This window comes from Nostoc sp. ATCC 53789 (assembly GCF_009873495.1).
Lineage (GTDB): Bacteria > Cyanobacteriota > Cyanobacteriia > Cyanobacteriales > Nostocaceae > Nostoc > Nostoc muscorum_A.
The window spans coordinates 58121-84496 of sequence record NZ_CP046706.1 but is presented as its reverse complement, the minus strand read 5'-3'; the positions used below and the strand labels follow the sequence as shown (position 1 = coordinate 84496).

Here is a 26376-nt window from a genome sequence, read left to right as displayed (position 1 = left end):
GTCTTAATCAATACTGTCCTAAAGCAGCTTGAAAAACTTGTTCAGCAGTTAAATTTAGCTCTCTTAAAGTAGGTGATTGAATCCGGTCATTTCCTCGAAATTGACTAACTTGATATTCACCTTCGACTAAAGCATAAACTGATATTGTCGGTTGTTTAGGATTCCCAATAAACCGCTTTCCACCAAGAGCAGCATAGTCAACAATCCAATATTCTGGAATCCCAATTTCCTCGTACTCACCAAATTTAAGGAAATAATCATCACGCCAATTTGTACTTACAACTTCCACGGCTAATGGAATTGATTCTGCTTGAGTAACTGTTGATGCTTTTTTCCAGAGTGGTTCATTAACCAAATTAGGAAGATTCAATACTAATACATCTGGAATATAACCAGATTTCTTATCAACTGATTTGACTAATACTTGACCAGGAATAGTATAAGCTAGATTAAACCTGCGAATCTCAAAATTCAGTTCTCTAATCAAAAATGCTCTAACTAGCTCATGTTCTCCTGTTGGTTGCATTTCTACTATTACTCCTTTGTATAATTCATATCTGCCATTTTCTGGTTTCCACTCTAAAAATTCTTCAAAAGTAACTGGTTCTGGTAAAGCTTGAAACATCGTATTATCTCTTCAAGTTTGAACTGATGCCGACGTAATGTTTGATCGCGCAAAAATTTTAGATTTGCTTCTATCTTTACATCTAAATAAAGGATCTCGTTCTCAAATTGGTAAGTGGACAGTTTTTCTAATTTCTCCTGTCCACTGTTCAGATTTCTTTAATCTTACGCTACCGCTAACTCTAAGCTAACGTGTGGCACTTCACTAGTCACGGGAGCTAGGGCAAAGGATTTAACAGCCTCTTTCAGACTCCAATACTGCACTCCATCGCCACAGCGCCAGTAGTAGGTCTTGGGGTCGTTTTCCCAGACTTCATTGGGGTTTCGGACTTTGAAGAGTATGCCCAAGAACTCACCATCTAGATATACGTTGTGAGCCGTCTGGAGGTCAGTACGTCCTACATAAGTCAGTCGATAGCCGTCTACTGGTTCGCACAAGTCTTCTGCACGAGTCCCCCGATACCCACAGTTACCGCACCCATGACCTTCGCAGTCTGGACAGATGGCAGCAGGCATATTCCACTTCGGCAGTGTAAAATCCCATTCAGCCGGTGGCATTAATATTCGAGCCTTGTGAGAGATATAACAACCAGCGTGACCGATTACTTTATCAGGATAGTATTGGACGCTCAACGATAACCAATCACAATCACCCAATAAGCCAATTTTCTCAGAAGCTTGTTTTAATTCCTCATCTTCCTGGTGATTGCACTTTACTGGAGCAGAAAGACTCGCTTTTACCTCTGCAACAGCACGTTTGAATGATTGTTTGTGGTAACGAGCATAGCCGTGGGTCATTTTTACCCACACGATATAATCACTGTTGATCCAGATAGTCACTACATCTTCGGGCTTGCACTCTTTTGAGTAGTCCGACTGATTGACGATGGTTGCAATGATTTCGCGATCCTGTGTGGTCAACGGATCTTTTGTTGGCGTGGGGGCTGAAACTTGTGTAATCATTAGAAATACCTCTTAAATGGGTAAAAGGGCGATCGCTCACCGTCCAAAGTCTGCGATCGCCTTTTGTTTTGTGTACTAATTGACGTTGTGGCAAGCCACAACACCTCACTCTCTTATTGGCGAAGCCTCATATTTATTACTCCTAGTCAGTGACCGGAGCTTGCTACAGCAGCATATCTCTTGATCGGGCAGTAGTCGGCAACGAGCTTCAAAGCGACTACCGTACTGCTGCGGCAACTTTTTATTTGGAACCCACTCAGCCCTTACCTTACTTCAACAGCCTTGACTATTCGCTGCTTCCGCTACCTGGGGGCTTTGTTTTCTGTTCACTTTTTTCAAGGTTCAATTTAGCTGGGAGGCTACTACTTGGTTCCTCTCCTATAATTAATATATTAGTCTACCTTGGTTAACAATGTCAACCATCATAAACAGAAAATCTGTAGATTTTTACAATTTCTTGAACAGGGATAGATAACACTTCGCAAATACCTTGCGCTATCTCTAAGGAAATAATTGAATATTTACCACTTAATAATTTAAATATGTTTTGGTATGAGCAAGCCACGCCTCTATCTTGTAAGGCTTGTGCTAGAGTTCTTGTAGACATAGTTCCTCTTTTTCCGCCTTTTTCTTCCATTGCTTTTTTTACAATGTCAATTTTTTCGGCGTTCCATTTGATGTATGCCACATCGCTGATGTCCACTGAAAAAACCTCTACTTCTTTATTAACCACGGTTGACATTAAAATCCTATGCGTCTACCATAGTTTATGTCAATCAAGGCTTTTGCTATTTAAAACACCCACTCAAAGCGATCGCTCGCTTGCCTATGTGCAAAGCGAAGATTTCAGCGTGCGCTCAATTGAGCAATGCCAGAGCAATCGCATACGCTTGTACACGATTGCTGATCGGGGCAATGCCTTTGTGTGAACGCAAGGAGCGTTAATAAAAGGCTTTAGTAATTTTTAAGTCTTTATTGGTAGTACTTTTAGTTTTTACCGCCAGTAGGTGCCATTCGAGACTGAACTCTAGAGATTTGCAATTCTTGTACTGGCTAGAGCTTTCGGCAATCACTCATGAGAATCGATTGGGGGAGGCGATGGCTACGCTCCACTTAGCGATGTCTACGACGGGCTGCGCCTACGCTACTTCCTCCATTCCCAGATTTGCCTTATCAACACACTATCACCAGGAACCATGTTCTGTGGCCTGCCAAGGCATTTGCTTACAATCGCGGACGCTGCCTGTGATTAGATAGTTAAGAGTTACTCGCAGAATACTGCTTCCTTTGTATTGTAGGAATCATTAAGCACTATAATTCTTTACCCAGGTTTATAAAGAGTTAAGTGTATCTAAAAGCTCAAACACAGCTTGATAATTGCCTGTTTAATCAGTAAATATACTGTGCCATTTATCTAACTTTCGATTATCCTTGATAAAAGTCATCAAGGAAGCTGTATTGCTATGTACACAACAACCACTTCAAGGCAGCAAAGCCATCTGTGAGGTAATGTTCACATTTTTATTAAAAAAGTTACCCCCTTATTGGCCAAAATCGAAAAAACACAGTAATCAAAGGCAAAATTAATGCCCAGATTGAGTATTAATCAGCGCCTTGATGCACTATTACCAAAACTGCAAGATGCACGTTTATTAAGTAATCGCGGTATTGGAAACGAAATTGGCTTTTATATTTTTGATTATGACGCTGAATATGAACCACTGGTACAGCGATACATTGAGCGCCTGAAGTTGCAATTAATGAGTCCACCCAGTGAAATTATGTTGCTAGAAATCGACCTTTATAGAACAATCTTCGACATTTTGGAAGAAAGGCGATTATTAAATAGGTCTTTTGAGTTAGAAGCAATTAGAGGAAATGCCGCTTTGGAAGAAGCCATTTCCTCTCTTTTGCAACCTGAACAGGTTATTGCCCACATTCAGAAAAAACTTACAGGACATGAACAGCTTTTAATGATGACCGGAGTTGGTGCTAGTTGGCCTCTTTTACGATCGCACAGCATTTTGAACAACTTACATCCAGTTCTAGATAAAATCCCTCTGGTTATGTTTTTCCCTGGTTCCTACGATGGGCATGAACTACGCTTATTCGACACATTTAAAGACGACAACTACTACCGAGCTTTTCCTCTTATTCCCCATCAAGAATACCACCTATGAATATCGCCGAACTCTTCCAAAAAGACATTCACCGCAACATCAATGGCGTAATTAAAGTTGGACAACAGGACAGCGAGAATATCCGTCAGGAATTGGAAGAGTACGTTGTTACCTACGAACTGGATAAGCACTTTCGTATTTTCTTTGAACGCTACACTAGTGCTTTTGACAGTCCCACAGACAAAATGGGAATATGGATCTCAGGTTTTTTTGGCTCAGGGAAGTCCCACTTTTTAAAGATTCTTTCCTACCTCTTAGCTAATCGCCAACTGGGGAATAGCTATGCCTTGGATTACTTTGATGGAAAGCGCATACCTGATCCGATTTTGCTGGCCAAGATAGAGCAAGCGGCACGTAGTTCTTGTGATGTAATTCTATTTAACATAGACTCCAAAGCTGACGCTAATAATAAAAATGGTAAAGAAAGCATTACTAAAGTTTTTCAAAAAGTCTTTGATGAGCATTTGGGCTACTTTGGGACAGTTCCAGCCATTGCTGATTTTGAACGTCAACTAAATCGCCAAGGCAAGTATGCAGCTTTTCAAAAAGCTTTCTTGGCAGAGACAGGAATGGAATGGAAGGAAAACCGAGATGCTTGGAGCTTTTATCAAGATGCGATCGCCGTTGCATTACAAACCAGTACGGGCATGAGTGCAGAGGCGGCTAACCGATTGCTGGATTTAGGTAAGCAGAACTATACTTTAAGTCCAGAAAAGTTTGCTGGCATGGTAAAGCAGTATCTGGATAGTAAAGGGCCGCAACATCGCCTAATTTTTATGGTGGATGAGGTAGGACAGTATATTGGTGAAGACAGCAAACTGATGCTGAACCTACAGACTGTTGTGGAAGATTTGGGTACTTACTGTTTGGGAAAAGCTTGGGTGGTGGTGACATCCCAAGAGGCAATGGATGAGATTACCAAAAACAAGATTAAAGGCGAGGATTTTTCTAAGATTATTGGTCGTTTTTATCGCCCACTGAACTTGTCTTCTGCTAATACCGATGAGGTAATTAAGTTACGCTTGTTGGGCAAAACTGATGCAGCGCGGGCTGGGTTGGAAGCTTTGTATAGCCAGAAAATTGCTATTCTGAGAAACCAAATTGCTTTTACTCAAGACAGTGCCGATATGCCAGGATATGGCAATCCTCAAGACTTCTTTACCGCCTATCCCTTTATTCCCTATCAGTTTAATCTGTTACAAAAGGTTTTTACTCAAATTCGCCTCATGGGTTCTGCTGGCAAGCACCTGGCATCAGGAGAGCGATCGCTATTGGATGCATTTCAGGTTGCATCCCAAGCGGTAGCCGGAGAACCCCTTGGTGTGCTGGTTCCGTTCCACACCTTTTACATGGCAGTAGAAGGCTTTTTAGATAGTTCGATCAACCAAGTTATTATTCAGGCGGGTCGGAATCCGCAACTACATTCTTTTGATATTGACCTATTGAAGACTTTGTTCATGGTCAAGTACCTGAAAGAAATTCGGGCTAATTTGGATAATTTAACTACTCTTAGTCTAAATAATATTGACCAGGACAAATTGGTATTGCGGCAGCAGGTAGAAGTATCTTTGGGGCGGTTGGAACGTCAAACTCTTATCCAGCGTAATGGCGATGAATATATTTTCTTAACCCATGAGGAGCAAGATATTGGCAGAGAAATCAAAAATACTCAAGTTGATTCAATCAAAGTTCTCAAAGAATTGCAACAGCTTGTCTGGGATTCAATTTTTACTGACAAGGAACTACGATACAGCCAGCGTCATAAGTATCCATTTAACCGCAAGCTGGATGAACAAACTTTTGGCCAGCAAACTAACGACCTGACCCTGCATATTGTTACCCCTTATGCCGAAAGTTACGCTGCTATGCAGGATGATGCTTTCTGCATTGGCACTACAGGATCTCGTTATGAAGTCTTGGTGCGATTGCCTGATAATCAGCGTCTACTGGATGATCTAAATATTCTAATCAAAACAGACGAATACTTGCGTCTGAAAAATAGCAGCAACCTCAGTCCTAGTATCCAGAGAATTTTAATTGCGCGGGGAGATGAGAATAGCAAACGCCGTCAGGAATTGAAAGTTATCCTAGAGGATTTGATTACTCGTGCTGATGTATTTGCCTGTGGTAGCAAGTTGGAAATTCGCAGTCGAGACACTAAAAGCTTGTTGAATGAAGGTTTGAGCTATTTAGTAGGCAATGTGTATCAAAAGCTCGGTTACGTGGTTAGTGGTTTTGAAAACGAAGATCATGTAAGCAATGCCCTAACTCGTGAGAGTCAAGAACAAGATATTAACGGACAGCCTGTTAATGTGGCTGCTCATAGTGAAATGCGAGCTTGGTTAATGGAAGAAACCCGTCTTCGCCGCCTTGTCAGCATTAAGGCATTGGTAGATAAGTTTGCAGTCCGTCCTTATGGTTGGTCGGAATTCGACACTTTGGGGGTGATGGCAGAACTTGCTAACAAGGGTGTAATAGAACTGCGACACGCTCAAGGCAACGTTAATCTGCATGATAAAGGATTAGTGATGCAGTTGCGATCGCGCAAAGAAATAGATAAATATACCGTCCGCCTTACCGATGAAATTAACCCAGCAAACTTGAAGATTGCCAAAGATATGGCCAGTGACTTACTCAATGGCAATATGTCTAGCGATCCACAGTTGCTATTTGAACAATACAAAAATGCCCTCACAAAACGCTCTCAAGAACTAGAAGGTTGGTTAATCCAAGCAGAAGGTGGGCTTCCCTTTGCTGAATTACTGCGTACTAACTTAGATTTGCTGACTGAATTGTTAACCAAGGACAGTGCGGCTAAGTTTTTCGACACATTTCGTCAGCGACGGGATGATATAGAAGAATTTATCGAAGATGTGCAAAAGCTACAATCCTTCTTCAGCACACAAATTAAGCTATTCCAGCAAGCTCATAATGACCTGAAAACTTTAGAACCAGAACTACGCCATATTAGTGATCCAGATTTGCTCAGGCGGGTGGATTTAGTTAAGCAAATTTTGGCCATGTCTGACCCTACTGCCAAGATTCCAGAATTAGCAATATTACTTCTACCTGTCAAAGATAAGGTGCAGGAGGCGCTAAAAACTCAAATCTATCAGGTGGAGACTAAAAGCAAGGCAATGCGGGAGAAATTAGCTGAGTATGTGACTTCCGCTCACGAAGACATTTCTACACAGCTTGACCTCAGTAACATTACTCAAGATATTGATAAAGTTGTCACCTCAGTTAACCAAGTAACAAGTATCGATTCTGCGATCGCACGTCAGAGTGAACTAGAGAGAATTCTCCCACAATTGCTGCAAAAAGTAGATCAGCAAGCCAATGAAATCATTCAGCGTCAGTCAAACAATGGCAGTTATAGTACAGCAACGTTTATCAAACCTATCATATCGGTGCAGGTAGCCAAAGTTGCGCCTAAGCAGCTACTCGAAACAGCCCAGGATGTTGATATTTATTTACAGGTATTGCGGAACACTCTACTGGACAAGATTCAACAAAACCATCGTGTGCGATTGGAATAATTATTAGTTGGCTAAGTATTCATTAATGGAATTTAGCTAATTAATGCTAACTTAGCCTACAAAGACATAGTAATTTTTCCTAGGAAATAATCAACATTAAATAAAAAATTATGAATACATTGAAAGTAGAATATTTGATTGTTATTAAAAATAATAATTTTTGTAGTAGTCCAGAAACTTTTAGAAACTTTTTAAATGCCAATGATCTTGTTTCAATTGATGGACAATTAATTAAATTTAACAAAATTGCCGTTGAGTATAAATTACAAACAGGTGAAATAAAAGAACATCGGTTTTTTCATTTGATTTTTGTTTATAACCCAAAAAATGGAATAGACGAGAATATAGATGATTATATAAAATTATTGAAAATAATTAGAACAACTGTCCATTACTTAAATATAGAATTTAGTGTTTTATGGGATGATATTTCTCTTTATTATTCTACAAAAGCATATCCGTTAATACATGAGATAGAAAATCTAATGCGGAAACTGATTACAAAATTCATGCTAACCAATGTAGGCATAGCATGGGCTGATGAAACATCGCCTCCAGAGATAAAATTTACTAATAGAGGTGGTAAAAGTGGTAAAAGTATTAAAAGTAAAGCAAATTTATTATATGAGAAAGACTTTATTGACTTAGCTGATTTTTTATTTGAACCCTATCAAAATCATGATACCATCGGAATTTATAAATTATTAAAGAGTGCCCAAAATATTAATGATTTGAACTTGGATGAATTAAAACAATTTATTCCAAAATCTAATTGGCATAGATATTTTTTCGGAATTAACTATGAGGATAGCCAATTACAAAAGAAATGGAAGGATTTGTATCAACTAAGGTGTCAAGTAGCTCATAATAATCAAGTAACAAAAGAGGATTATGAGGCTATTTTAACTCTTGTCAATGAATTAAGAGATAAACTAATAGAGGCAGTCGAACAACTGGATAAGATTGAAATATCTGAAGAGGAAAAAGAAACTATCGCAGAAAATGTTGCTATTAATATGAATGCTTTATTTGGGGAGTTTATAAAAACATGGAGTATGTTTGAAAGTGAACTAATTAAAACATTTAATAAATCTCAACTTAATGAGGAAGAAAAAAATGAAAAACGAATATATCCACCAAGGATAACAATGCAAGAATTAATGAAAATACAATTAATAGATCATGATTTTTTTAAACTAGCAACTGAAATAAATGATTTTAGAAATCGCTCAGTTCATAATGCACATTTAATTGATAGTTTATATAGCGAGTCAGATATTCGCCATAAAATTTTACAATTACAACAACTTATTGATCAATTAAGAGCTATTGAGCAATAAAGTGAAAATAATAAATTTTTTAAATATGCTAATTAAGCTATTAAATAACTTGCTAAATAACTAAATTCACCTCAAATTAGTAACATAAAAATACTTAAATGAACCGCACCGCTATTAAAAACTTCGCAATTTGGGCGCGTCGCTACTTACGGGAACAAGTAAAAGCCCGTGCCGCCCAGTATGGGATTACTGACAAAAGCATCATCCAATCTCAACCCGTTACAGGTGGGTTGTTAGTGGCGGGTCAAACCTTGAACGCAACGGAAGCAAACCATTATGAACAACTGCGAAATCGTCTGCAAGATTTAACGTTAACTTCCAGCCAACCCCAGGCGGTAGATGCGCTGATAGATGAAATTGCTTACACCTGGTTTAACCGTTTGGCGGCGTTGCGGTTTATGGAGGTGAATGGATATATCGGGCGGGTGTTGAGTAGTAGCGATCCAAATTTGGTAGATCCTGATTTATTACGGGATGCTAGTTCTATTGCCGAAATGGGAGATTTACCTGGACTTGACTTGGATACTCTCAATCAGTGGCGCAGTTTTGCCAATCATGATCCTAATCCCGACGAGTTTCTCTATCGTCGTCTGCTGTTAGCTCAGTGTAAAGCTTTGGCGGAGGGAATTCCGGCACTGTTTGACCCTCGCCAGAACTACCAAGCGCTGTTTTTGCCTGGAAATTTGTTAAATCAGGATTCAATTGTACGGCGGCTGGTAAAGGAGATTCCAGAGGAGGACTGGCAGAATATTGAAGTAGTGGGTTGGCTGTATCAGTTCTACATTTCGGAACGCAAGGATGAGGTGATTGGGGCAAAGTCGAAGGTTGCAGCCGCAGATATTCCAGCAGCGACGCAATTGTTTACCCCTCACTGGATTGTTCGGTATATGGTGGAGAACAGTTTAGGGCGGTTGTGGTTAGAGTCTCACCCAGAATCACGCTTGCGGGAATATATGCCTTACTATTTGGAAAATCAAGAACCTCTCCCTAACCCTCTCCTAGAAGGCGAGGGGACAAGAGAAGAAAATTCTTGCTCCCCTCCCCGCGTCGGGGAGGGGCTGGGGGAGAGGTCTTTAACGCCTCAAGAGTTGACCGTGATAGATCCTGCGTGTGGTAGTGGTCATATTTTGGTGTATGCGTTTGATTTGTTGTTTGAAATTTACAAAGAGCAAGGTTATTTAGAGCGTGATATTCCAGCACTGATTTTGACGCACAATTTGTATGGTTTAGATATTGATGAACGTGCAGCGCAGTTGGCAAGTTTTGCGGTATTGATGAAGGCACGGGCAAAAAATTCGCGGATTTTGCGGAAATCTCTGGTTTTAAATATTACGGCGGTGCGTCCTACCCATAGTCAGACTTTACCACCAGCAACAGAATTGAATGCTGAAGATTGGAAACCGTTGATTGAGGCTTTTAATAATGCAGATAATTTGGGAAGTTTGATTACTCCACCAGCTTTTGATAGAGAGAAATTGAAATGGCAATTAGATAATTTAGAAGCGAGTGATTCGCTATTTCGGGAGTTTGTTCCGGCTTTGCAGGGGTTGTTATTACAGGCAGAGTTTTTGAGGAATAAGTATTGGGTTGTGGTGGCAAATCCACCTTATATGGGTGGTGGTTCATTTAATGATGTGGTTAAAAAGTTTGTAAATAACAACTATATAGCTGGTAAAGGTGATTTATATACTTGTTATATTCTGAAAAATATTGATCTTTGTATTGATCATGGTTCGCTGGCAATGCTAACCATACCTAACTGGATGTTTTTATCTAGCTTTGAGGATTTGCGTAAATTCATTCTAGAAACAACATTTTTAGAAAGTCTAGTACATAATGGCAGAGGCGTTTTTGGCTCAGACTTTGGTAGTTGTTCGTTTGTTATTCGTAAGAAAGTTTATCAGGATGGATTAGGTGTATTTAAGAGATTATTTGATAAACAGGGAAGTGTAGCGAGTAATGAGGAACTAGAGCAAAGGTATTTCAATACCAGTAATTTTGATACAAAACCTGCTGATTTTGCAAAGATTCCGGGGAGTGCGATCGCTTATTGGCTAAGTGAAAAACTATTAAATATTTTTGAAAATGCAGAATCATTAGGTAATGTTTTTGAATCAAAACAAGGTTTGTCTACTGCAAACAATGATCGTTTTCTTCGTTTATGGTTTGAAGTTGATTTAAATAATTTTGGATTTGGATTATGTAGTCGAGAGGAAGCAAAAAAATCTAAAAAACGATGGTTCCCATATAATAAGGGCGGTGAATTTAGAAAGTGGTATGGAAATCAAGAATTTGTTATAAATTGGAATAACGATGGAGAAGAAATAAATAATTTTAAACCAAAGGCAGTTATTAGAAATCCTAGTTATTATTTTAAGCCTTCAGTAACTTGGTCTTTGGTGAGTTCAAGTTATTTTGGAGTTAGATATTCAGGAAAAGGCTTTATATTTGATTCAGCAGGATCATCTGCTTTTTGTCAATCGGATATGATATTTAGCTTAACTGGTTTTTTGTGTTCAAATGTAACTAGTAAATTGATTCAAGCAATCAATCCTACTTTGAATTTCTCATCAGGTAATGTTGCTGTATTACCTTGGATATCAGAAAAAGCAAATATAATTAAACCCAAAATCAATAGTATTGTCGAAAATTGTATTAATACTTACCGTCAAGACTGGGATAACTTTGAAACCTCCTGGGACTTCCAAACCCACCCTCTATTACGCCACAACACCAAACACCTCTCCGAAGCCTTCACCATTTGGCAAAGCAAATCAGAAACAGCCTTCCGCGAACTCCAACAACTTGAAGAAGAAAATAATCGCTACTGGATAGAAGCTTATGGCTTGCAAGATGAACTCACCCCAGAAGTACCCGACGACCAAATCACCATCCGCCGCGCCGACTTAAACAAAGATATCCGTTCCCTCATCTCCTACGCCGTCGGCTGTATTATGGGGCGCTACTCCCTCGACAAACCCGGACTCATCCACGCCGGACAACCTTTTGACCCCACCCTACACCAAACCTTAAGCGCCAGCAGTGATGCAATTATTCCCATCACAGACCAAGCATACTTTGATAATGATATCGTTACCCGGTTCATAGAATTTCTGCGAGTCGCCTACAGTCCCGAAACCCTTACCGAAAACCTCAACTTCATCGCCAACGCCCTCATCCTCAAAAACGGCGAAAGCGCCCAAGAACGTATCCGCCGCTACTTTCTGCAAGAATTCATTTCTGACCACATTCAAACTTATAAAAAACGTCCCATTTACTGGCTGTTTACGAGTGGAAAAAAACGAGCTTTTGGCGCATTACTATATTTACACCGTTACAGCGAAGATGCTCTTGCTCGTATCCGCACCGATTATGTTTTGGAATTGCAAGTCAAACTAGATGGAGAAATTGCCAGGGCGCAACAACAGCTAGATAATACCACTTCTAGCGCCGCTAAAAAAGCTGCCACAAACCGCCTGAAAGAACTGCAAGCGCAACAGCTAGAACTGCGAGATTACCAAGCCAAACTGCAAACCCAAGCCGATGCGCGAATTAATCTTGATCTTGACGATGGTGTAGCGTACAACTACACTCGCTTTAAAGGTTTGGTGTACGAAGGAGCAGATTTAAAAATTGCTGACTTAGAGAAAGCTGCACAGTGGAAATTAGAGTTTTTAAAATAAGCTAATTAACCAGATAGTTTGCTGTTTTAATGATTTGATTTTCAAGTTAGGCACTGAGAGTAATCAGACAATGAATGTGTAATTTATAATCCAAACGAAAATGTTAGACAAAGTTCATATTCAACGATTAAAAAAATTCCAAGATTTAGAAGTACATCTTCGCCCATTTACAGTTCTAATGGGTGAAAACAGTTCAGGAAAAACTACTATTTTGCAAGCAATAAACTTAGCTCTAAGCAGTTTTTTTATTCATCAGTTTATATACACAGACAGTAGTAACAATCTAAAAATAAAAAAGAAAGGTGTGGGTTTAGCCTCTCTACCTGGATTAAATATTTCAGATTATCGAGAAGTTTTTTATGCAAAAAAATCAGGCTCTAGGATCTCTGTAAATATCGAAATTGTTGATGTAGCAAAAAATATTTATAAATTACAAATAAGGTCTTTATATGGAGCATTCAACATCAAGTGTATCTCTGAAGAGACAGACCTTACTAATAATCCACAGTTTCATTTAAAACCACCTTTATTTATTTCTGGATTTGTTGGACTATTATCGGCAGAAGAGCGTGCATTCCCTGTAGCAATACAAGATAGGCTTCGTTCTGGACAGATTAGTGCAATTATTAGAAATTTGTTACTTGATACTAAAGCACAGTCACCAGAAAAATTTGCAAGTCTCAAGGAGAGGTTAAAAAGAGATTTTAATTTTTATTTAGATGATATTTCCTTTGATCAGGATCGAGACCTAAATATATCTGCGTACTATAGCGATTTATGTGCATCACAGCGAATAGCACTAGATTTTAACTCTTCTGGTAGCGGTTTTATGCAAGTCTTACAAATACTTGCGCCAATTTATCGTTTTTGTCCTGAGCAAGCTTCCATTGTATTACTTGATGAACCTGATGCACATCTACACCCTAACTTACAAGCTTCTTTAGCTAATACACTACGTGATATACAAAAGGAACTTGGAATACAAATTATAATTTCAACACATTCTACATCAATCATTAGAGCAGCCGATCCCTCAGAGGTAATTCCAATTTCAGCACAAGAAAAAATCAATACACCTTTAGTAAGTTCAGATGATGTAGAGGAGCAAATCTCGACTCGGATTGATACTTATGATTTGGGCAAATCAGTTATTAGCGGTAAACTAGTATTTCTTGAAGATTCTGATACTTCTATACTAGAAGCTTTTGATAAAGTTTTACGTACAGGATGCTTTTCAGGAGCAAATACCGTTCCTGTGTTAAAAGGTAGAAGTAAAGATGATAAAGTTCCATTTCAAATGACTGAGGTACTAAATAAGTTTGTCGGGCGTGACGTAGAAATTCATTTTATTCGAGATGGAGATGGACTAGGTTTAGAGTGGCGTGATAAGCTTACAGAATATGCAATTAGCAAAAATGTTGTTTTACATCAGCTAGAAAGGCATGAAATCGAAAATTATCTCCTTTCGGCTGAATTAATTTATAAAGCCTTATCAGTCAAAAATACAGATAAAGTACTGCCAGACGCTTTATTAATACAAGATAAGATACTGGAATTATTAAAAACTACCATAATCTTGAGAACATATAATTATGACGATACACTTGAAGATAGTATTTATAAAACATCCACATTGCTGAAATTAGAACCTTATAATCGTAGTTTTAATGAAGTAAAAAGTGCATCAAGAAAGTTACTTGCAGATTATGAAAAACTTAATAACATAAATGAATTACTCGTTGTAGGTATGGGTAAGGAAGCTCTAAAAGGGCTTTTAAACTGGGTAAATAGCGAATTAAAGCTTAAGTTATCACGGAGTGATATTCTTGAATGTCTTAAGCCTCATGATATTCCAAAAGAAATAGTAAATATATTAGAACAGCTACGTTCTAAAGAATCTAAGCCTGCTCCTACGGATTTACCCAGAATGGTAGAACAGAGTGAAGATGATGACGAAATTGAAGAAGAAGTTGAATAACTGTAAATTCTTAACTAACTTATTTTTAGTTTTTTTGGCTATTGGATAAATTACCTTTATGAACACCGCTCGTATCCAAAACACCCTAGAAAGCATCTTCCAAGATTCAGCCCGTTGGTTGCACCCAGGACGGAGGGTGGTGTTTTGGTACGACCCCGAACAACAATTTACGAGCAGCTTCAATGAACTCCAACTCGAAGGCGTAGAAAAACTCCAACTCGCTGATACTGCCTTTACTGTCAAATATCACCTGCTGGTCGAGCAACCCAATCAAACTTTTCTACTGTACGCCCCCTTTGCCGAACCTGCACCCCAAGAAAACTGGCTTCTAGACATCCAAAAAAGCGGTTTAACTTTCTCTGCTGACCCCGCCGCCCTCATATATGCAGATTTAGGATTGCGATCGCGCGGTCTGGAAATTGTCATCCGGGAACATGAGAAATTCTTTAAAAGCCGCAAACGGACAGAAGCCCTACAAGCAATGAGTATTTCCCCCGACAGCGACGAACGGGGATTACTCCTGGCTATGCTTTCCGTTCTCGCAGGTTTAAAAGTACCCGATGCAGGGACACTGATTCGGCGGGTGCTGCTTGGGGGTTTATTAGAGTCGGATAACACCCTCTGGTCTGATATTGAGCGTTTTATCTCCTCTGAAGCTTTCTGGGAAGTAGTCCAAGAACACACGGACTTTCCTAAGCAAAACCCCAGTTTAAACAAGTTATTCGTGCAGTTGTTAATCACCCATTTTGCTAAATCTCTGCACGATACCATCCCGCCCCAGTTAGCAAACCAAGTGATCATTCCTGGACAACGGGCTTATGCTTTTATCGACCAGTGGATGCGCGACCAGCAGGATTCTCTAGGTTGGAAGATCCTCAGCAGTGAGGTAGCAGAACAATTACATATATTTGATGCTATAGAGAATTTAGAGCCGGAAGTTTTATTTGAAGCAGCGAGTTTCGAGGTGGTGGATAAGGTATTAATCCGCACCTGCGTTAAAACACTGCAAATGCAAATGGGGCAACAGATAACGGAATTGACACCTTGGCGAACTTGGTTACAGGCACGTCATACCCTGATTTGGTTTCCCCAGTATGAGAAGATTTATCAAGCATTAGAAGCTGCGATCGCTCTGTTGGAATTTAAGCAACAGTATCCAGAAGGATTCCGCCAACCAGCCCCACTTCTCTTCAAAGCCTACGCCAGCGATTTACACTCCTTTGACAAAGCTTACCGCCACTTTATCGTCAAAAGCGATGATGCCCAAGGGGATATCCTCAAGGGTTTAGTTGACGATGTGGAAAATCTATACACCCAATGGTTCCTAGATAGTCTAGGAGAAGCTTGGTCTGATGCCCTTGGCAACAACAACTGGGAATTGGAGGGCGTAGCATCCCAAACTAGATTTTTTGGTAGGCACGTATTCCCAATTTTAGAACGGAGCGATCGCGAAAAAGTATTTGTGATTATCTCCGATGCTTTGCGCTACGAAGTCGCCAGCGAACTCGAAGAGGTAATTAAAAAAGAAGTTCGGGGTGAAACCAGCCTAGAGGCACAATTGGGAGTTTTACCCAGCGTGACACGGTTGGGTATGGCAGCACTTCTTCCAGGGTCAAAACTAGAACTGATACCAGGTGATGATGATGTCCGACTGGATGGGCTTGGTACTAAAGGAGCATTAGCAAGGCAAAAGGTACTAAACCAAAATAGTCGAGTAGAAGCTACAGTACTTAGTGCCAAAGACCTGCTAGAGATGAATACTGACGAAGGACGGGCTGCTGTGCAACCTTATCGCCTAATCTACATTTATCACAACGTCATTGATGCGATCGGCGATCAGGCATCCAGCGAACATCAAGTACTATCAGCTTGCGGAACCGCAATTAGCGAACTGCTACGTCTGGTAAAGAAAATTTGTAATTCTATCAATGGTACAAACGTTATCATCACCGCAGATCACGGTTTTTTATACCAACGTCGCCCCATTCAAGAGGCAGACAAGCGACCCCTACCAAGTGGTGAAGTAGTACTGGAAAGCAAACGCCGCTACCTGCTAGCACGAGAACAGTTTAATGACTCAACCTTACTGCACTTTAGCTTGCCCTATACAGAAAATGGCACAGTTGCGATCGTACCCCGTGGTAGTTTACGCTTTGCCGTCCAAGGTGCAGGAGCGCAGTTTGTCCACGGTGGGGCATCTCTCCAAGAAGTATGCGTACCAGTCATCACCTATCATCACCAACGGGCGGTTAAAGGAGACGAAGGCCCAGCCCGGAAAGTAGGGGTACAGGTAAGTGCGAGAGTTCGGCGGGTAACGAATAATCGTTTTACATTGACATTAGTACAAAGTGATGCAGTTGAGGGGAGATGGCGATCGCGTCAAATTACAGTTGCGTTCTACGATCCCCAAACTAATACACCGATAACAGATGTGCGAGGAGCAAACTTAAGCAGCACTAGCCCACATCCGAGCGATCGGGAAACTAACTTAAGGTTGACCGTAACTACCGCTAATCCCCCTAGTAACGTCTATTTAATAGTTAAGGATGCAGATGATGAGAGTGAATTGCTCCGAGAAACCTGGGCAGTTAGTTTAGGGATCGCTAACGACTTTGGAGATTTCTAAGCCAATATAGTCACAATATCGGTGATATCAAATTATTCTCTCCTGCTCCCTGCCCCAAAATGGATGACCTGAATCAAAAACTAAACAGCATTTACCCTGGAAAGGTAGTACGTAAAGACCTGACTAAACGTATTAAAGAAGGTGCTAACGTACCAGTGTATGTCCTGGAATACCTACTCGGTATGTACTGCGCGACCGACGACGAAACCACCATTGAGGAGGGTGTTACTCGTGTAAAAAACATCCTGGCACAGAATTACGTCCGTCCTGATGAAGCAGAACAGATCAAATCTAAAATTCGGGAATTGGGACGATTTACCATCATTGACCGGGTAACGGTTACGCTCAATGACAGAGATGACATCTACCAGGGAACTTTAATGAACCTGGGTGTAAAAGGCGTAGTCATTGACCCAGAAATTGTCAAACCCAACCAAAAGCTTTTGGGTGGTGGTATCTGGTGTATTTTACAACTTGAATACGAAGCCGGAACCAAACCCAGCCCCTTCATTGTCGGAAGTCTCAAACCTATCCAAATGCCTAGTGTGGATATGGATGAATTGTTTGCGGGTCGCCCAGCTTTTACCCGCAGCGAATGGATTGACCTGCTGATTCGGTCAACAGGACTGGAACCCACTACCGTCAGCGAAGATGTAAAATGGCATCTACTTGCCCGTTTGGTAGCCCTTTGTGAAAATAACTACAACTGTTGCGAACTTGGCCCCCGTTCTACAGGTAAATCCCACGTCTACAAAGAAGTTTCTCCTAACTCAATCTTGGTTTCTGGTGGAAAAACTACAGTAGCGAATCTTTTCTACAATATGTCAAATCGTCGCGTGGGACTAGTGGGTTTATTTGACGTGGTTGCCTTTGATGAAGTAGCAGGCATGAGCTTCCATGATAACGACGGTGTACAAATCATGAAAGATTACATGGCATCAGGTTCTTTTGCACGCGGTAAGGCAGAGATTACCGCCAATGCTTCTATGGTCTTTGTCGGCAACATTAATCAAAGCGTGGAATCTTTGGTGAAGACCTCACACCTGCTGGCACCTTTCCCCGAAGCCATGATTGACACCGCCTTCTTCGACCGTTTTCACGCTTATATTCCTGGCTGGGAAATCCCCAAATTTAGCCCAGAGAATTTCACCAACCAGTACGGGTTCATTGTCGATTACTTAGCAGAATGGCTGCGAGAAATGCGTAAACGCAGTTTTGCCGATGCCATAGACCTCCACTTCAGACTAGGTAACAATCTTAAGCAACGAGATGTTCAAGCAGTTCGCAAAACTGTATCGGGGCTGCTTAAACTGCTTTTTCCAGATGGCTCATTTAGTAAGGAAGATGTGCGTGAAGCCCTAGTGTATGGGCTGCGGGTGCGACGGCGCGTGAAAGAACAATTAAAGAAAATTGGTGGAATGGAATTTTACGATGTGCATTTCAGTTACATCGACTTGGAAACTCTAGATGAACATTTTGTCTCAGTACCGGAACAGGGTGGTTCGAGCTTGATTAGTCAGGAAATGCTGACTCCCGGTCACTTGCACTTTGTCAGTACTGGAGATAGCGGCATAATTGGGGCATTCAAACTTGAACTGCAAGCAGTACCCGGTAGTGGCAAGCTAGTACGCACTGGTGTAGCGACGGCTGGCAAGATGAAGGACAGTTTAAACATTGCCATGAATTACTTCAAAGCTAACGCTCAAAGAGTTAGCAGTAGCATTCATCCAAGTAATTTGGATTTTTTGCTCCAGTTACTAGACTTGCAAGGATCTGGCGCACCCCAAGAGAGCGGATTAGCATTGTTCGTTTCATTATGTTCTGCTTCTTTAAAACGAAGTGTTCAAACCCAATTTGCAATATTTGGGGAAATGACTATTGGTGGGACGATTACACCAGTCAGTAACCTAGCGGGTAGCCTGCAAGTAGCTTTTGATGCTGGCGCTAAACGTATCCTCTTACCAATGGCAAGCGCTGTGGACTTAGCCAGTGTTCCGCCAGAGTTGTTTGCTAAATTTCAAACATCATTTTACGCTGACCCCGTAGACGCGGTATTTAAAGCGTTAGCAGTCGATTAAAAATCAAGCATGAGAGTCAGGTAATAACTTAGCCCATCAGCAAGTAATTTTTGACGTAAAGCTGATGGTACGGGAACAGAGCGAATTTGATAATTTCCTTTTGGAAACGTGGGTTGCAACAGACCCGCATTTACTAGCACTAGTAAAGTGTTGCTAGCAGCTTTTTTATAGGTGGAGTTTGACCATGCAGCCACAGTTGAATTTTGATCTCGTTTTCCTTCAAAGAAGCTTCGCAAATCAGCAGTCGTTACGACGTAATTAAAACCCTTAATTTTGTCTAGCAGGACTTCATCAATGAGTTCGCGCAGAAGGCGATGTTCTCGCAGAATCAGAAACAATATGGTGAATCGGCGGATGTCAGGGTTACCAGTGGCAATTAATTGAATATATTCCTCTGGGACTTGCTGAAGACGTTTGAGAATAGTTTGCAGCGCCCGCTCACGGGAAGCTTGAGAGCGCAGTTGAAACAAATCCTCAACCAATACCCGTTGCCGAATATCTTCCTGGGTTGCACCTTGGTACATCAGTTCAGCAACTCGAAGGGTTTCAATTAGAACAAAAGCATTGTTAGTACGAGCAGTATAAGCAGTTTCAGGCATAATCGAAACAATAGAGAAGGCAAGCAAAACCCTTTCTCAAACCTAGATAGTGAGTTATGGATTTAAATGTTTTTCAGAAAATGCTCGTTAGCACCCTCCTATGTAAATCTCCTATTACATTTTCGTCAAGGTTTCGGAGTTTAATACTTCCAAAGGCGGTCAACCTGTGGTGCTTGAATCAATACTAGTTTCTGTACAAAAGCAATAAACGCTCACTCTTATATTTTTATTATTAAATTTTTTAATTAATTATAATTTTTTAATTAATTATTGCTATTAGTTAGCATATAACATAAATTAGTTTCTAGCGATACCACTTATATTCGGTCTTTAGCAGGGTGTTTGATCTTTCATTAGCTTTTATTTATATATAGTTATTTAATGGCAAAATATCTTTAAGAGGATTTCTAGCTAGACGTTCTTTATTTTGCCCATACAACCATAGTACTGTGCCAAGTCCTAGTGAAATTAGCCAAACTAACAAAGTATATTGCCACGAAAGGAAGCGTAAAAAAAATATAGTTGTAAAACTAACCAAAATAGGAAACCAAAAGAATAGAGGTAAAGTTAAAATAGCGAGAAAACGAGAATACTGGAAATAGTTTTGATTATATTTGCGTCCGTACCAAGACAATTTTCCAATACTCAACAATACCCCTATCAAAATCCCAAGTCTAACAGCAACCATAGTCAAAGTATTAACTCCAGCTACAACTCTAGCTAAAATTAAAGTTCCAATCACAGTCACAGCCATAACCCAAATCCATGATATACGTCTAAATAAAGCTCCAACCCCAAGTATAAAGACAACCAAAATTCCAATTATAGCAAGAGTAATAGCCCCAGCCGAGGTTCCAAATAATACTCCAGCTTCAGTTATAATCACAACTCCAGCCAAAAATAAAGCCATGCCCAATCTTATATTTCCAACGCTGATCCCAGCTCCACCCCCAGCACCAACACCAACCCCAACCACAACTATAAAAACAGCTACGTTTACAGCCAAAGCAATAGTACTAGCCCCCGCTACAGTCCCAGTGCCAGCTACAATCCCAGCACCAGCTAAAATTAAAATTCCAGTCACAGCCATAATTAAAGCCATACCCCAACTGACCTTTCCCATTAAAGCTCCAATCCCAATTGAAAAGATAGTTGCGCTTAAAAACGTAGCTGCAACTGTAGCTGCAACTATAAATGTACCCTTAGCATCAGTGGCACCCATACCCAAAATTAGAGTACCAGCTACAGTCCCAATTACAGCCTCAGTTACTATATTATTGACAAAAAGATCAATATCTGAATTTATTAATTTATTGCTTAATAACTGATAAAGCTCATGAGTAAATGTAAAAAAACCAAAGAGTCCAAACTTGATAAAATATTTAGGAATTAATAATGAAGATACCCAAAATCCAATTAATATATATAATGCCAAGCCAGTAAATGAATAAATCCAAAAACTATGTTTTGTTAAAATTATTGTATTCATTGTGATAATACAAAATACAATAAGCAAAAAAGTGTATGCTAATATTAAGCGATAGTGCCAACTACTAGTAAATTCATATTCTAAATTAGCAAAATAAAAACGCCAATCATTACGGTTTAAACGACGATAACTATTACTTAAACGATAAATTAATTCGCGCTGTAAATCATATTCCAGAGATAAAACAAGGGTTTTCCAACGAGTACTATTGCTAACATAATTAAGCAATTTTAAAAAATCTTCCTCATCAATTTGCTTTATATCTTTTTTTGATATTTTTAATTTTTGCCAATCAAACTCATCTTGAAACTCAATTGCACACAAAGGAATTACTATTCTAGGATCGAGTTTCTTGTGCATAACAATCTCATCAGCAGAACATTGGGTAATTAACCATACAGCTCTTGCTATATCTTCTCTTTGATCTGCACGTTGAAAGTTATCAACAATCCACTTCCAGTCACTATAACGAAATTGCTCATAATGTTTAGGCATAATTCTTACTTAATTATTGAAAATACGTTTGTTTATTAGTTAGTTCAGTTAAATATAAAGCTGCTTTTTTCGCTATTTTAAGATCAAAACTATTTTGAATATTTTTCAAGATTTCATAAGCATAAGGTGTACCAATCTCTACTAAATCTTGCATAGCTAATTCATCGCCTTTTTCTGCCGAAGATTGTAATAAAAATGCCGCTAAATCTCCCATACGGATTAATGCTTTATGAGCTTCAGGTAAGTTTTGTTGCTTATAATATTGAAATAAAATTTCTGCTGCTTGAGGTAAATTTGTCTTTGATAGAGCAACAATAGCAGCTTTTTTATGCCCTAAATCATTAGAAGTTTTTAAAGTTGATTCTAAGAATTCAAACATAGCCCTTCCTCTTTGACGAGAACCTGCTGCTGCTACCGCACCAAAAGCAATGGCAAAATTCTCATCATTATTAACTTTTTCTAGTTGTTGTTTAAAGTTATTAATAATTTCATCTGCAAGTCCTTGTTCTACTTGTTGAGCATCTGCTATACACTCAAAAGCTGTTAGTGTATCTCTTTGATAGATAGCATGAATTACACTTGTACTATTTAGTGCTAAACCACACCAAAGTTTAACTACTTCTCGCCAATTCAATGGATCTATCCTAAACTTTTGTACTAAATCATCTCCTTTATCTAATAAAGCAGCAGCAGCAAAAAATTCTTGTAAACTTAAATGAGCGAATTGATAACGTTCACCACCATCAATCTTAAGTAATAATCCGCTACGTTGTTCAATTTCCTCTAAAATTATTTGAGCTTGTTCTACATTTAAGTTTAAAGTTGGTAGTACTCTCTTGATTTCTACTAATAAGGTGGGATAATCTAAGCTACGGCGATCTGTGATACTTTGAGTAGCATTATCTTGAATAAAAAGAGCTAAAAATTGTAAAACTCGACGTTTATCACTTCCTCTATATTGATTTCGATTGTTCTTAGCATTATCCCAAAAATCTAACAAAATATCGGTTGATTTTTGATAGAATTCAGCACGCGAATGAGGTAAAACGAAAGGAGTATCTGTGTACAAATAAGCAATTATAGTTAATAATAGAGGATTACGAGCCAAAGACATAATTTGAGGGCGTTCTCGTAGAGTTTGTATTAGTTGATCTATAGATTTTTCAGGAGGAATTTGCTCTTTCCACGCTTCTAAGAAACTACGTATTTGCTTGTCGGTAAAATCAATAAGATTTAATGTTTGATCAAGTTCAGATGCAAACTCATTATTATAGACTGCGGTTCGGCAAGTAATAACTACTCTACACTTATCAAATTTATCTAGTAAATCCTTAATTTCTTTAATAACTTGAGGACGTAAATTATTATTAACTTCATCTAAACCATCTAAAAATAATAGTAATGTTCCATTTTCTAGCGATTGAGAAACAAAATTATGAGCATTAGGAAAATCATCTTTAGCAAAAGCTTCAACCAATTGATCTTGTAAATCTTTCTGGTTTAAATTAGGTTTATTTAAACGATGTAAATCCAAAATAACAGGTACTTTTTCATTTAATTTTTGATCTAATTTACCTTCAGCCCAAGATAAGATTAAATATCTTAATAAAACTGATTTCCCTGCACCAGGAATACCAGTAATCAATAGACGAGGATACTTACTAATTGCTTTTTTGGCTGCAATTGGATTTTTATCTAATGTTTCATTCAATTGAAGAGGAACAAAAACTTTCCTCATATCTAAAGGTTTATTTGGTCTAAATGAAATCTTGAGTGTGTTATGTTTATTAATTAATCCTTCTTTATAACGCCGGAGTGACCAATATGAAAAAACAGGAAGACCAGAAACATTTTGATAAACAAAATTAATTAATAAATCAATTAGATTGTTAAAGTATTGTTGTAAGATTTCTTTTGAAAAGTACAAAATACAAAACACGAGGCCAATGCCCCATCCTAAACCAAAAAAGATATCATTCTTAATTTTTTCAAAAATATCATTATCTTTTTTGTCTTTTTGTTTACCATACTCATCCTCATAAATTTTGGCTACTTCTGGAGCTGATAATCCTGAAGGATTTTTTCCATATAAAGTTATAACTAAACTTGTATCCATTGGTTTATCATTCTTTACATGGCGTTCTGCATAGTCTTTAATTTCTTGTATTAAAACAGCTTTGTTTTTTACATTCTGGGCTTTAAAATTTGAGTTTGAAGTTGGTATAGGAGTTTGTCCATGAACTAAAGCAACAAAAGTTATTAGAAAAAGGATAGTAAGAGTTATGAGCTTTAATCTGTAACTATAAATCAGCCTAAAATAATTTTTCATATAGTCAGTTGTGCTTTACTAATAATTATTAGAAGATAAATGTAAGGGTTATAAATAAAATAATGCCAGCATTCTAAAAATTACCACTTTAATGCCAAGAAGCTTCATCAAATGTGCAAATCTTAACTAATTTGCTTCTGGATTTTTCATATATCATGATCATTTGCTGAAGAAAAACTCATACAAAACTTTTGTTATTTACCGAATCACCCGTTATTTAGCTTTGCTAACTTAGCCATGCGTCAGTTTGTTGATGGATTAGCGTAATTCTGTGTAAATACAGCCTCAAAATCATTGTTTCACCATCCCTAACCTCCGCTTTCTCTTGTTCCATCTGCTGAACGCACTTCAGTAAACGCTTGGGGATATACTTTGATGACTTCACAAGGACATTGCCTTCGCTCCGAAACTGTTAGTCATAGTATGTTTATTGATAATACTATACTGCCTTAGTCGCTAAATTCCGACTCCAAAACACTCAACACTTTCTCTTCCAAATCTGTCAAATAAGCCCGCTTCAGCTTCCCCAACGACTCCAAAAAACTCTGCACAGATTCTTCGAGCGCACTAGAGTACACCAGACCCAGGCGATCGCAAATCACCTGCATCTGCTGACATTCGGCAGGCAGGTAATTGTAAGATTTGAGGTGCTGCAAAGCAATGGTGTACTCGCCATCCCAGCTTTTGACAGTGCAACTAAAATCATTCACCTGATTAACGATGTCCCAACAGCCGCCTTTCCCCTTGAGTTCAGAATTATCCTTGGCTAGGATTTGGCATAGGGTCATCTGCTTTCCCAAATTTCTTGTTCGGAAAAACCAAGCTCTCTTAAGTCCTCTTCTCGCAAAGCTGCTTCATTGGCACAAAAGAACTCATCAAGTTGTGGTGGTTTTACTTGCGTTCCGGCTAGCATCGCATGTACCTGCCCACGATGATGAATCTGATGCTGAAAAAGGTGGGCAAGAAGTCGTGAAATTTGTTCGGTATGAATCCCACTGCGTCGAGGGATGGCAACTGGATTATCAATTATTGCATCTGTTAGATATTTAGTGACTCCAATTAAACGCTTGTCAGCTTCATGTTGTGCTTGTTGTAACTTTGTACATATCTCAAAAGGCTCTTCTGGCTCAAAAAATTTCTCGGCTTCGCTATTTGGCTGTCTGTTATTAATGCTGCGCTCCAAAGCATCAATATAATACCAATCTACAGTCAATACATGATTCAGTGTCGCTTTAATTGAAGGAAAGAAACTTGTTCTTGTTGCAACAAACTCTGCTTGGCTCAAACAACTACAAGCTTTTAACAAACGATAATTAGCCCAACCGTTGTTGTAAGCCATTGTCAAAAAATGATGTGAAAGTGTTCTCATAAGTAATTGCACTACATAACATTTGTTTAGTTAAATCACTTGAAACATTCATCATCGGTTAATCTATAATCCTATATTCCTGCTCAATCAAACCCAACAGTTTCTCCTCCACCGCAGTCAAATACGGTCGCTTCAACTCCCCCAGGTACTTCAACATAGCACTTGGGGCATCTTCCAAGTTCTCGTTTTCCCGTAACCTACTGATGCGATCGCTAATGTGCTGCATCTGCTCACATTCCGACTCCAAGTAATTTAGTGGCTTCAAGTGATCGATTCTGACAGTGTATTCTCCATCCCACATTGCGACTGTGCAACTGAATTCGCCTACATGGTTGATGATGCACCAATTCCCGCCTTTTCCTCGTAAATCAGGATTATCTTTGGCAATGATTTGGCAGACTTCCCCAATACGATAAGGATTTGGTGCTTTGGTACGCTCCATGATCCGTTGTACTACATCGCCTACAACTCTAGCAGATGGTACTTTACCTCCGGCTTCTTCCACTGCCGTCTGCCATACTTCCCATTGCTGTTGAGGTTCCAGTTTTGTTATTGGTCTAACCTGGCGTTCACTCGTGGGCAAAATTTGTGTCCCAATGGGACACATTTGGTCATTTTCTGTTTGTGTCCCACTGGAATAAATTTCCGCATCGCTTGATTCAGCTTCAGTTTCAGTTTGTGTCCCATTGGGACACATTTTCATCAGATTATCAAACACAGCAGAAGCTTCGATTAATCTGTAAGGATGACGACGTTGAAATCCAAACCTGTCCTTGCAATACTCCTCAAAAGTGCTATGGGTGGAACGGTAGAGCCTGCGATCGCGCAATTCCATCAGCGCCTTCCCTGCTTCAAAAACCGCTTTCTCCACTTTTCTTTCCAAGTGTAAGCGATCACGTTGTTCTTCCTCTGTCAATTCCTCTACTTCAACAGCACTAACCGTAATTGTTGCTGTAGCTGGATTTTCCTCAACAGAGATATCTTCATTTGCAGAGTTACTAAGTGATTTTGAATTTATCTCTGCGGCAGAGGTGGCTTTTTTACGCCTAGAAGATGGTTTAGCCATCATTCCACCCCTTTAATT

Annotated in this window: 16 protein-coding genes; 7 read left to right on the top strand and 9 right to left on the bottom strand. The window is 39.3% G+C overall.

The genetic code is table 11. The features are described from left to right. Nucleotides 1-7: 7 nt before the first annotated feature. The 3 genes from GJB62_RS33715 to GJB62_RS33705 all read right to left on the bottom strand — a co-directional run bounded on the left by GJB62_RS33715 (nt 8) and on the right by GJB62_RS33705 (nt 2329). Nucleotides 8-625 (bottom strand): Uma2 family endonuclease, encoded by a 618-nt coding sequence (locus GJB62_RS33715; RefSeq protein WP_114083277.1) that lies wholly within the window; start codon nt 623-625, stop codon nt 8-10. Between the two features lie 164 nt (nt 626-789). Next, the gene (locus GJB62_RS33710; RefSeq protein ID WP_114083278.1) at nt 790-1587 is read right to left on the bottom strand and encodes a hypothetical protein; all 798 of its coding nucleotides are present in this window, start codon (nt 1585-1587) and stop codon (nt 790-792) included. 415 nt (nt 1588-2002) lie between these two features. After that, a complete protein-coding gene (locus tag GJB62_RS33705; RefSeq protein WP_094331743.1) occupies nt 2003-2329 on the bottom strand; it encodes a helix-turn-helix transcriptional regulator in 327 nt (108 codons plus the stop codon). A gap of 844 nt (nt 2330-3173) precedes the next feature. On the opposite strand from GJB62_RS33705, the gene GJB62_RS33700 reads away from it, so the two are divergent. The 7 genes from GJB62_RS33700 to brxL all read left to right on the top strand — a co-directional run bounded on the left by GJB62_RS33700 (nt 3174) and on the right by brxL (nt 19011). Next, nucleotides 3174-3767: a DUF1788 domain-containing protein gene (locus GJB62_RS33700; RefSeq protein ID WP_114083279.1), complete on the top strand. Its 594-nt coding sequence runs from the start codon at nt 3174-3176 to the stop codon at nt 3765-3767. Further along, nucleotides 3764-7306 carry a BREX system P-loop protein BrxC gene (brxC, locus tag GJB62_RS33695; RefSeq protein WP_114083280.1) on the top strand — a complete coding sequence of 1181 codons (3543 nt, stop codon included), beginning with the start codon at nt 3764-3766 and terminating at the stop codon, nt 7304-7306. The genes GJB62_RS33700 and brxC overlap by 4 nt, the downstream gene beginning before the upstream one ends. A 110-nt stretch (nt 7307-7416) precedes the next feature. Next, the gene (locus GJB62_RS33690; RefSeq protein WP_114083281.1) at nt 7417-8646 is read left to right on the top strand and encodes a HEPN domain-containing protein; all 1230 of its coding nucleotides are present in this window, start codon (nt 7417-7419) and stop codon (nt 8644-8646) included. A gap of 98 nt (nt 8647-8744) precedes the next feature. Continuing rightward, complete coding sequence (gene pglX, locus GJB62_RS33685; RefSeq protein WP_114083282.1) at nt 8745-12329, top strand: BREX-1 system adenine-specific DNA-methyltransferase PglX; 3585 nt, start codon at nt 8745-8747, stop codon at nt 12327-12329. Nucleotides 12330-12429: 100 nt separating this feature from the next. Further along, on the top strand, nt 12430-14307 hold the full coding sequence (locus tag GJB62_RS33680; RefSeq protein ID WP_114083283.1) for an AAA family ATPase: 1878 nt from the start codon (nt 12430-12432) through the stop codon (nt 14305-14307). Nucleotides 14308-14365: 58 nt separating this feature from the next. Continuing rightward, complete coding sequence (gene pglZ / locus GJB62_RS33675) at nt 14366-16933, top strand: BREX-1 system phosphatase PglZ type A (protein WP_114083284.1); 2568 nt, start codon at nt 14366-14368, stop codon at nt 16931-16933. A 59-nt stretch (nt 16934-16992) separates the two neighbouring features. Continuing rightward, nucleotides 16993-19011, top strand: a complete 2019-nt coding sequence (gene brxL, locus GJB62_RS33670) for a protease Lon-related BREX system protein BrxL (RefSeq protein ID WP_114083285.1) — start codon at nt 16993-16995, stop codon at nt 19009-19011. Here brxL and GJB62_RS33665 read toward each other — a convergent pair. The 6 genes from GJB62_RS33665 to GJB62_RS33640 form a co-directional block, all read right to left on the bottom strand. Beyond that, nucleotides 19008-19610, bottom strand: a complete 603-nt coding sequence (locus GJB62_RS33665; protein ID WP_114083286.1) for a BrxA family protein — start codon at nt 19608-19610, stop codon at nt 19008-19010. The two genes, brxL and GJB62_RS33665, sit on opposite strands and share 4 nt — an antisense overlap. Nucleotides 19611-19974: 364 nt before the next feature. Next, a complete protein-coding gene (locus GJB62_RS33660) occupies nt 19975-21594 on the bottom strand; it encodes a hypothetical protein (RefSeq protein WP_114083287.1) in 1620 nt (539 codons plus the stop codon). A gap of 13 nt (nt 21595-21607) precedes the next feature. Then, complete coding sequence (locus GJB62_RS33655; RefSeq protein WP_114083288.1) at nt 21608-23923, bottom strand: NACHT domain-containing protein; 2316 nt, start codon at nt 23921-23923, stop codon at nt 21608-21610. A gap of 449 nt (nt 23924-24372) precedes the next feature. Next, nucleotides 24373-24711: a hypothetical protein gene (locus tag GJB62_RS33650; protein WP_245246323.1), complete on the bottom strand. Its 339-nt coding sequence runs from the start codon at nt 24709-24711 to the stop codon at nt 24373-24375. After that, a complete protein-coding gene (locus tag GJB62_RS33645) occupies nt 24708-25292 on the bottom strand; it encodes a DinB family protein (protein WP_114083289.1) in 585 nt (194 codons plus the stop codon). Before GJB62_RS33645 ends, GJB62_RS33650 begins: the two co-directional genes overlap by 4 nt. Before the next feature lie 58 nt (nt 25293-25350). Beyond that, nucleotides 25351-26361 (bottom strand): hypothetical protein, encoded by a 1011-nt coding sequence (locus GJB62_RS33640; protein WP_309472820.1) that lies wholly within the window; start codon nt 26359-26361, stop codon nt 25351-25353. Nucleotides 26362-26376 lie beyond the last annotated feature (15 nt).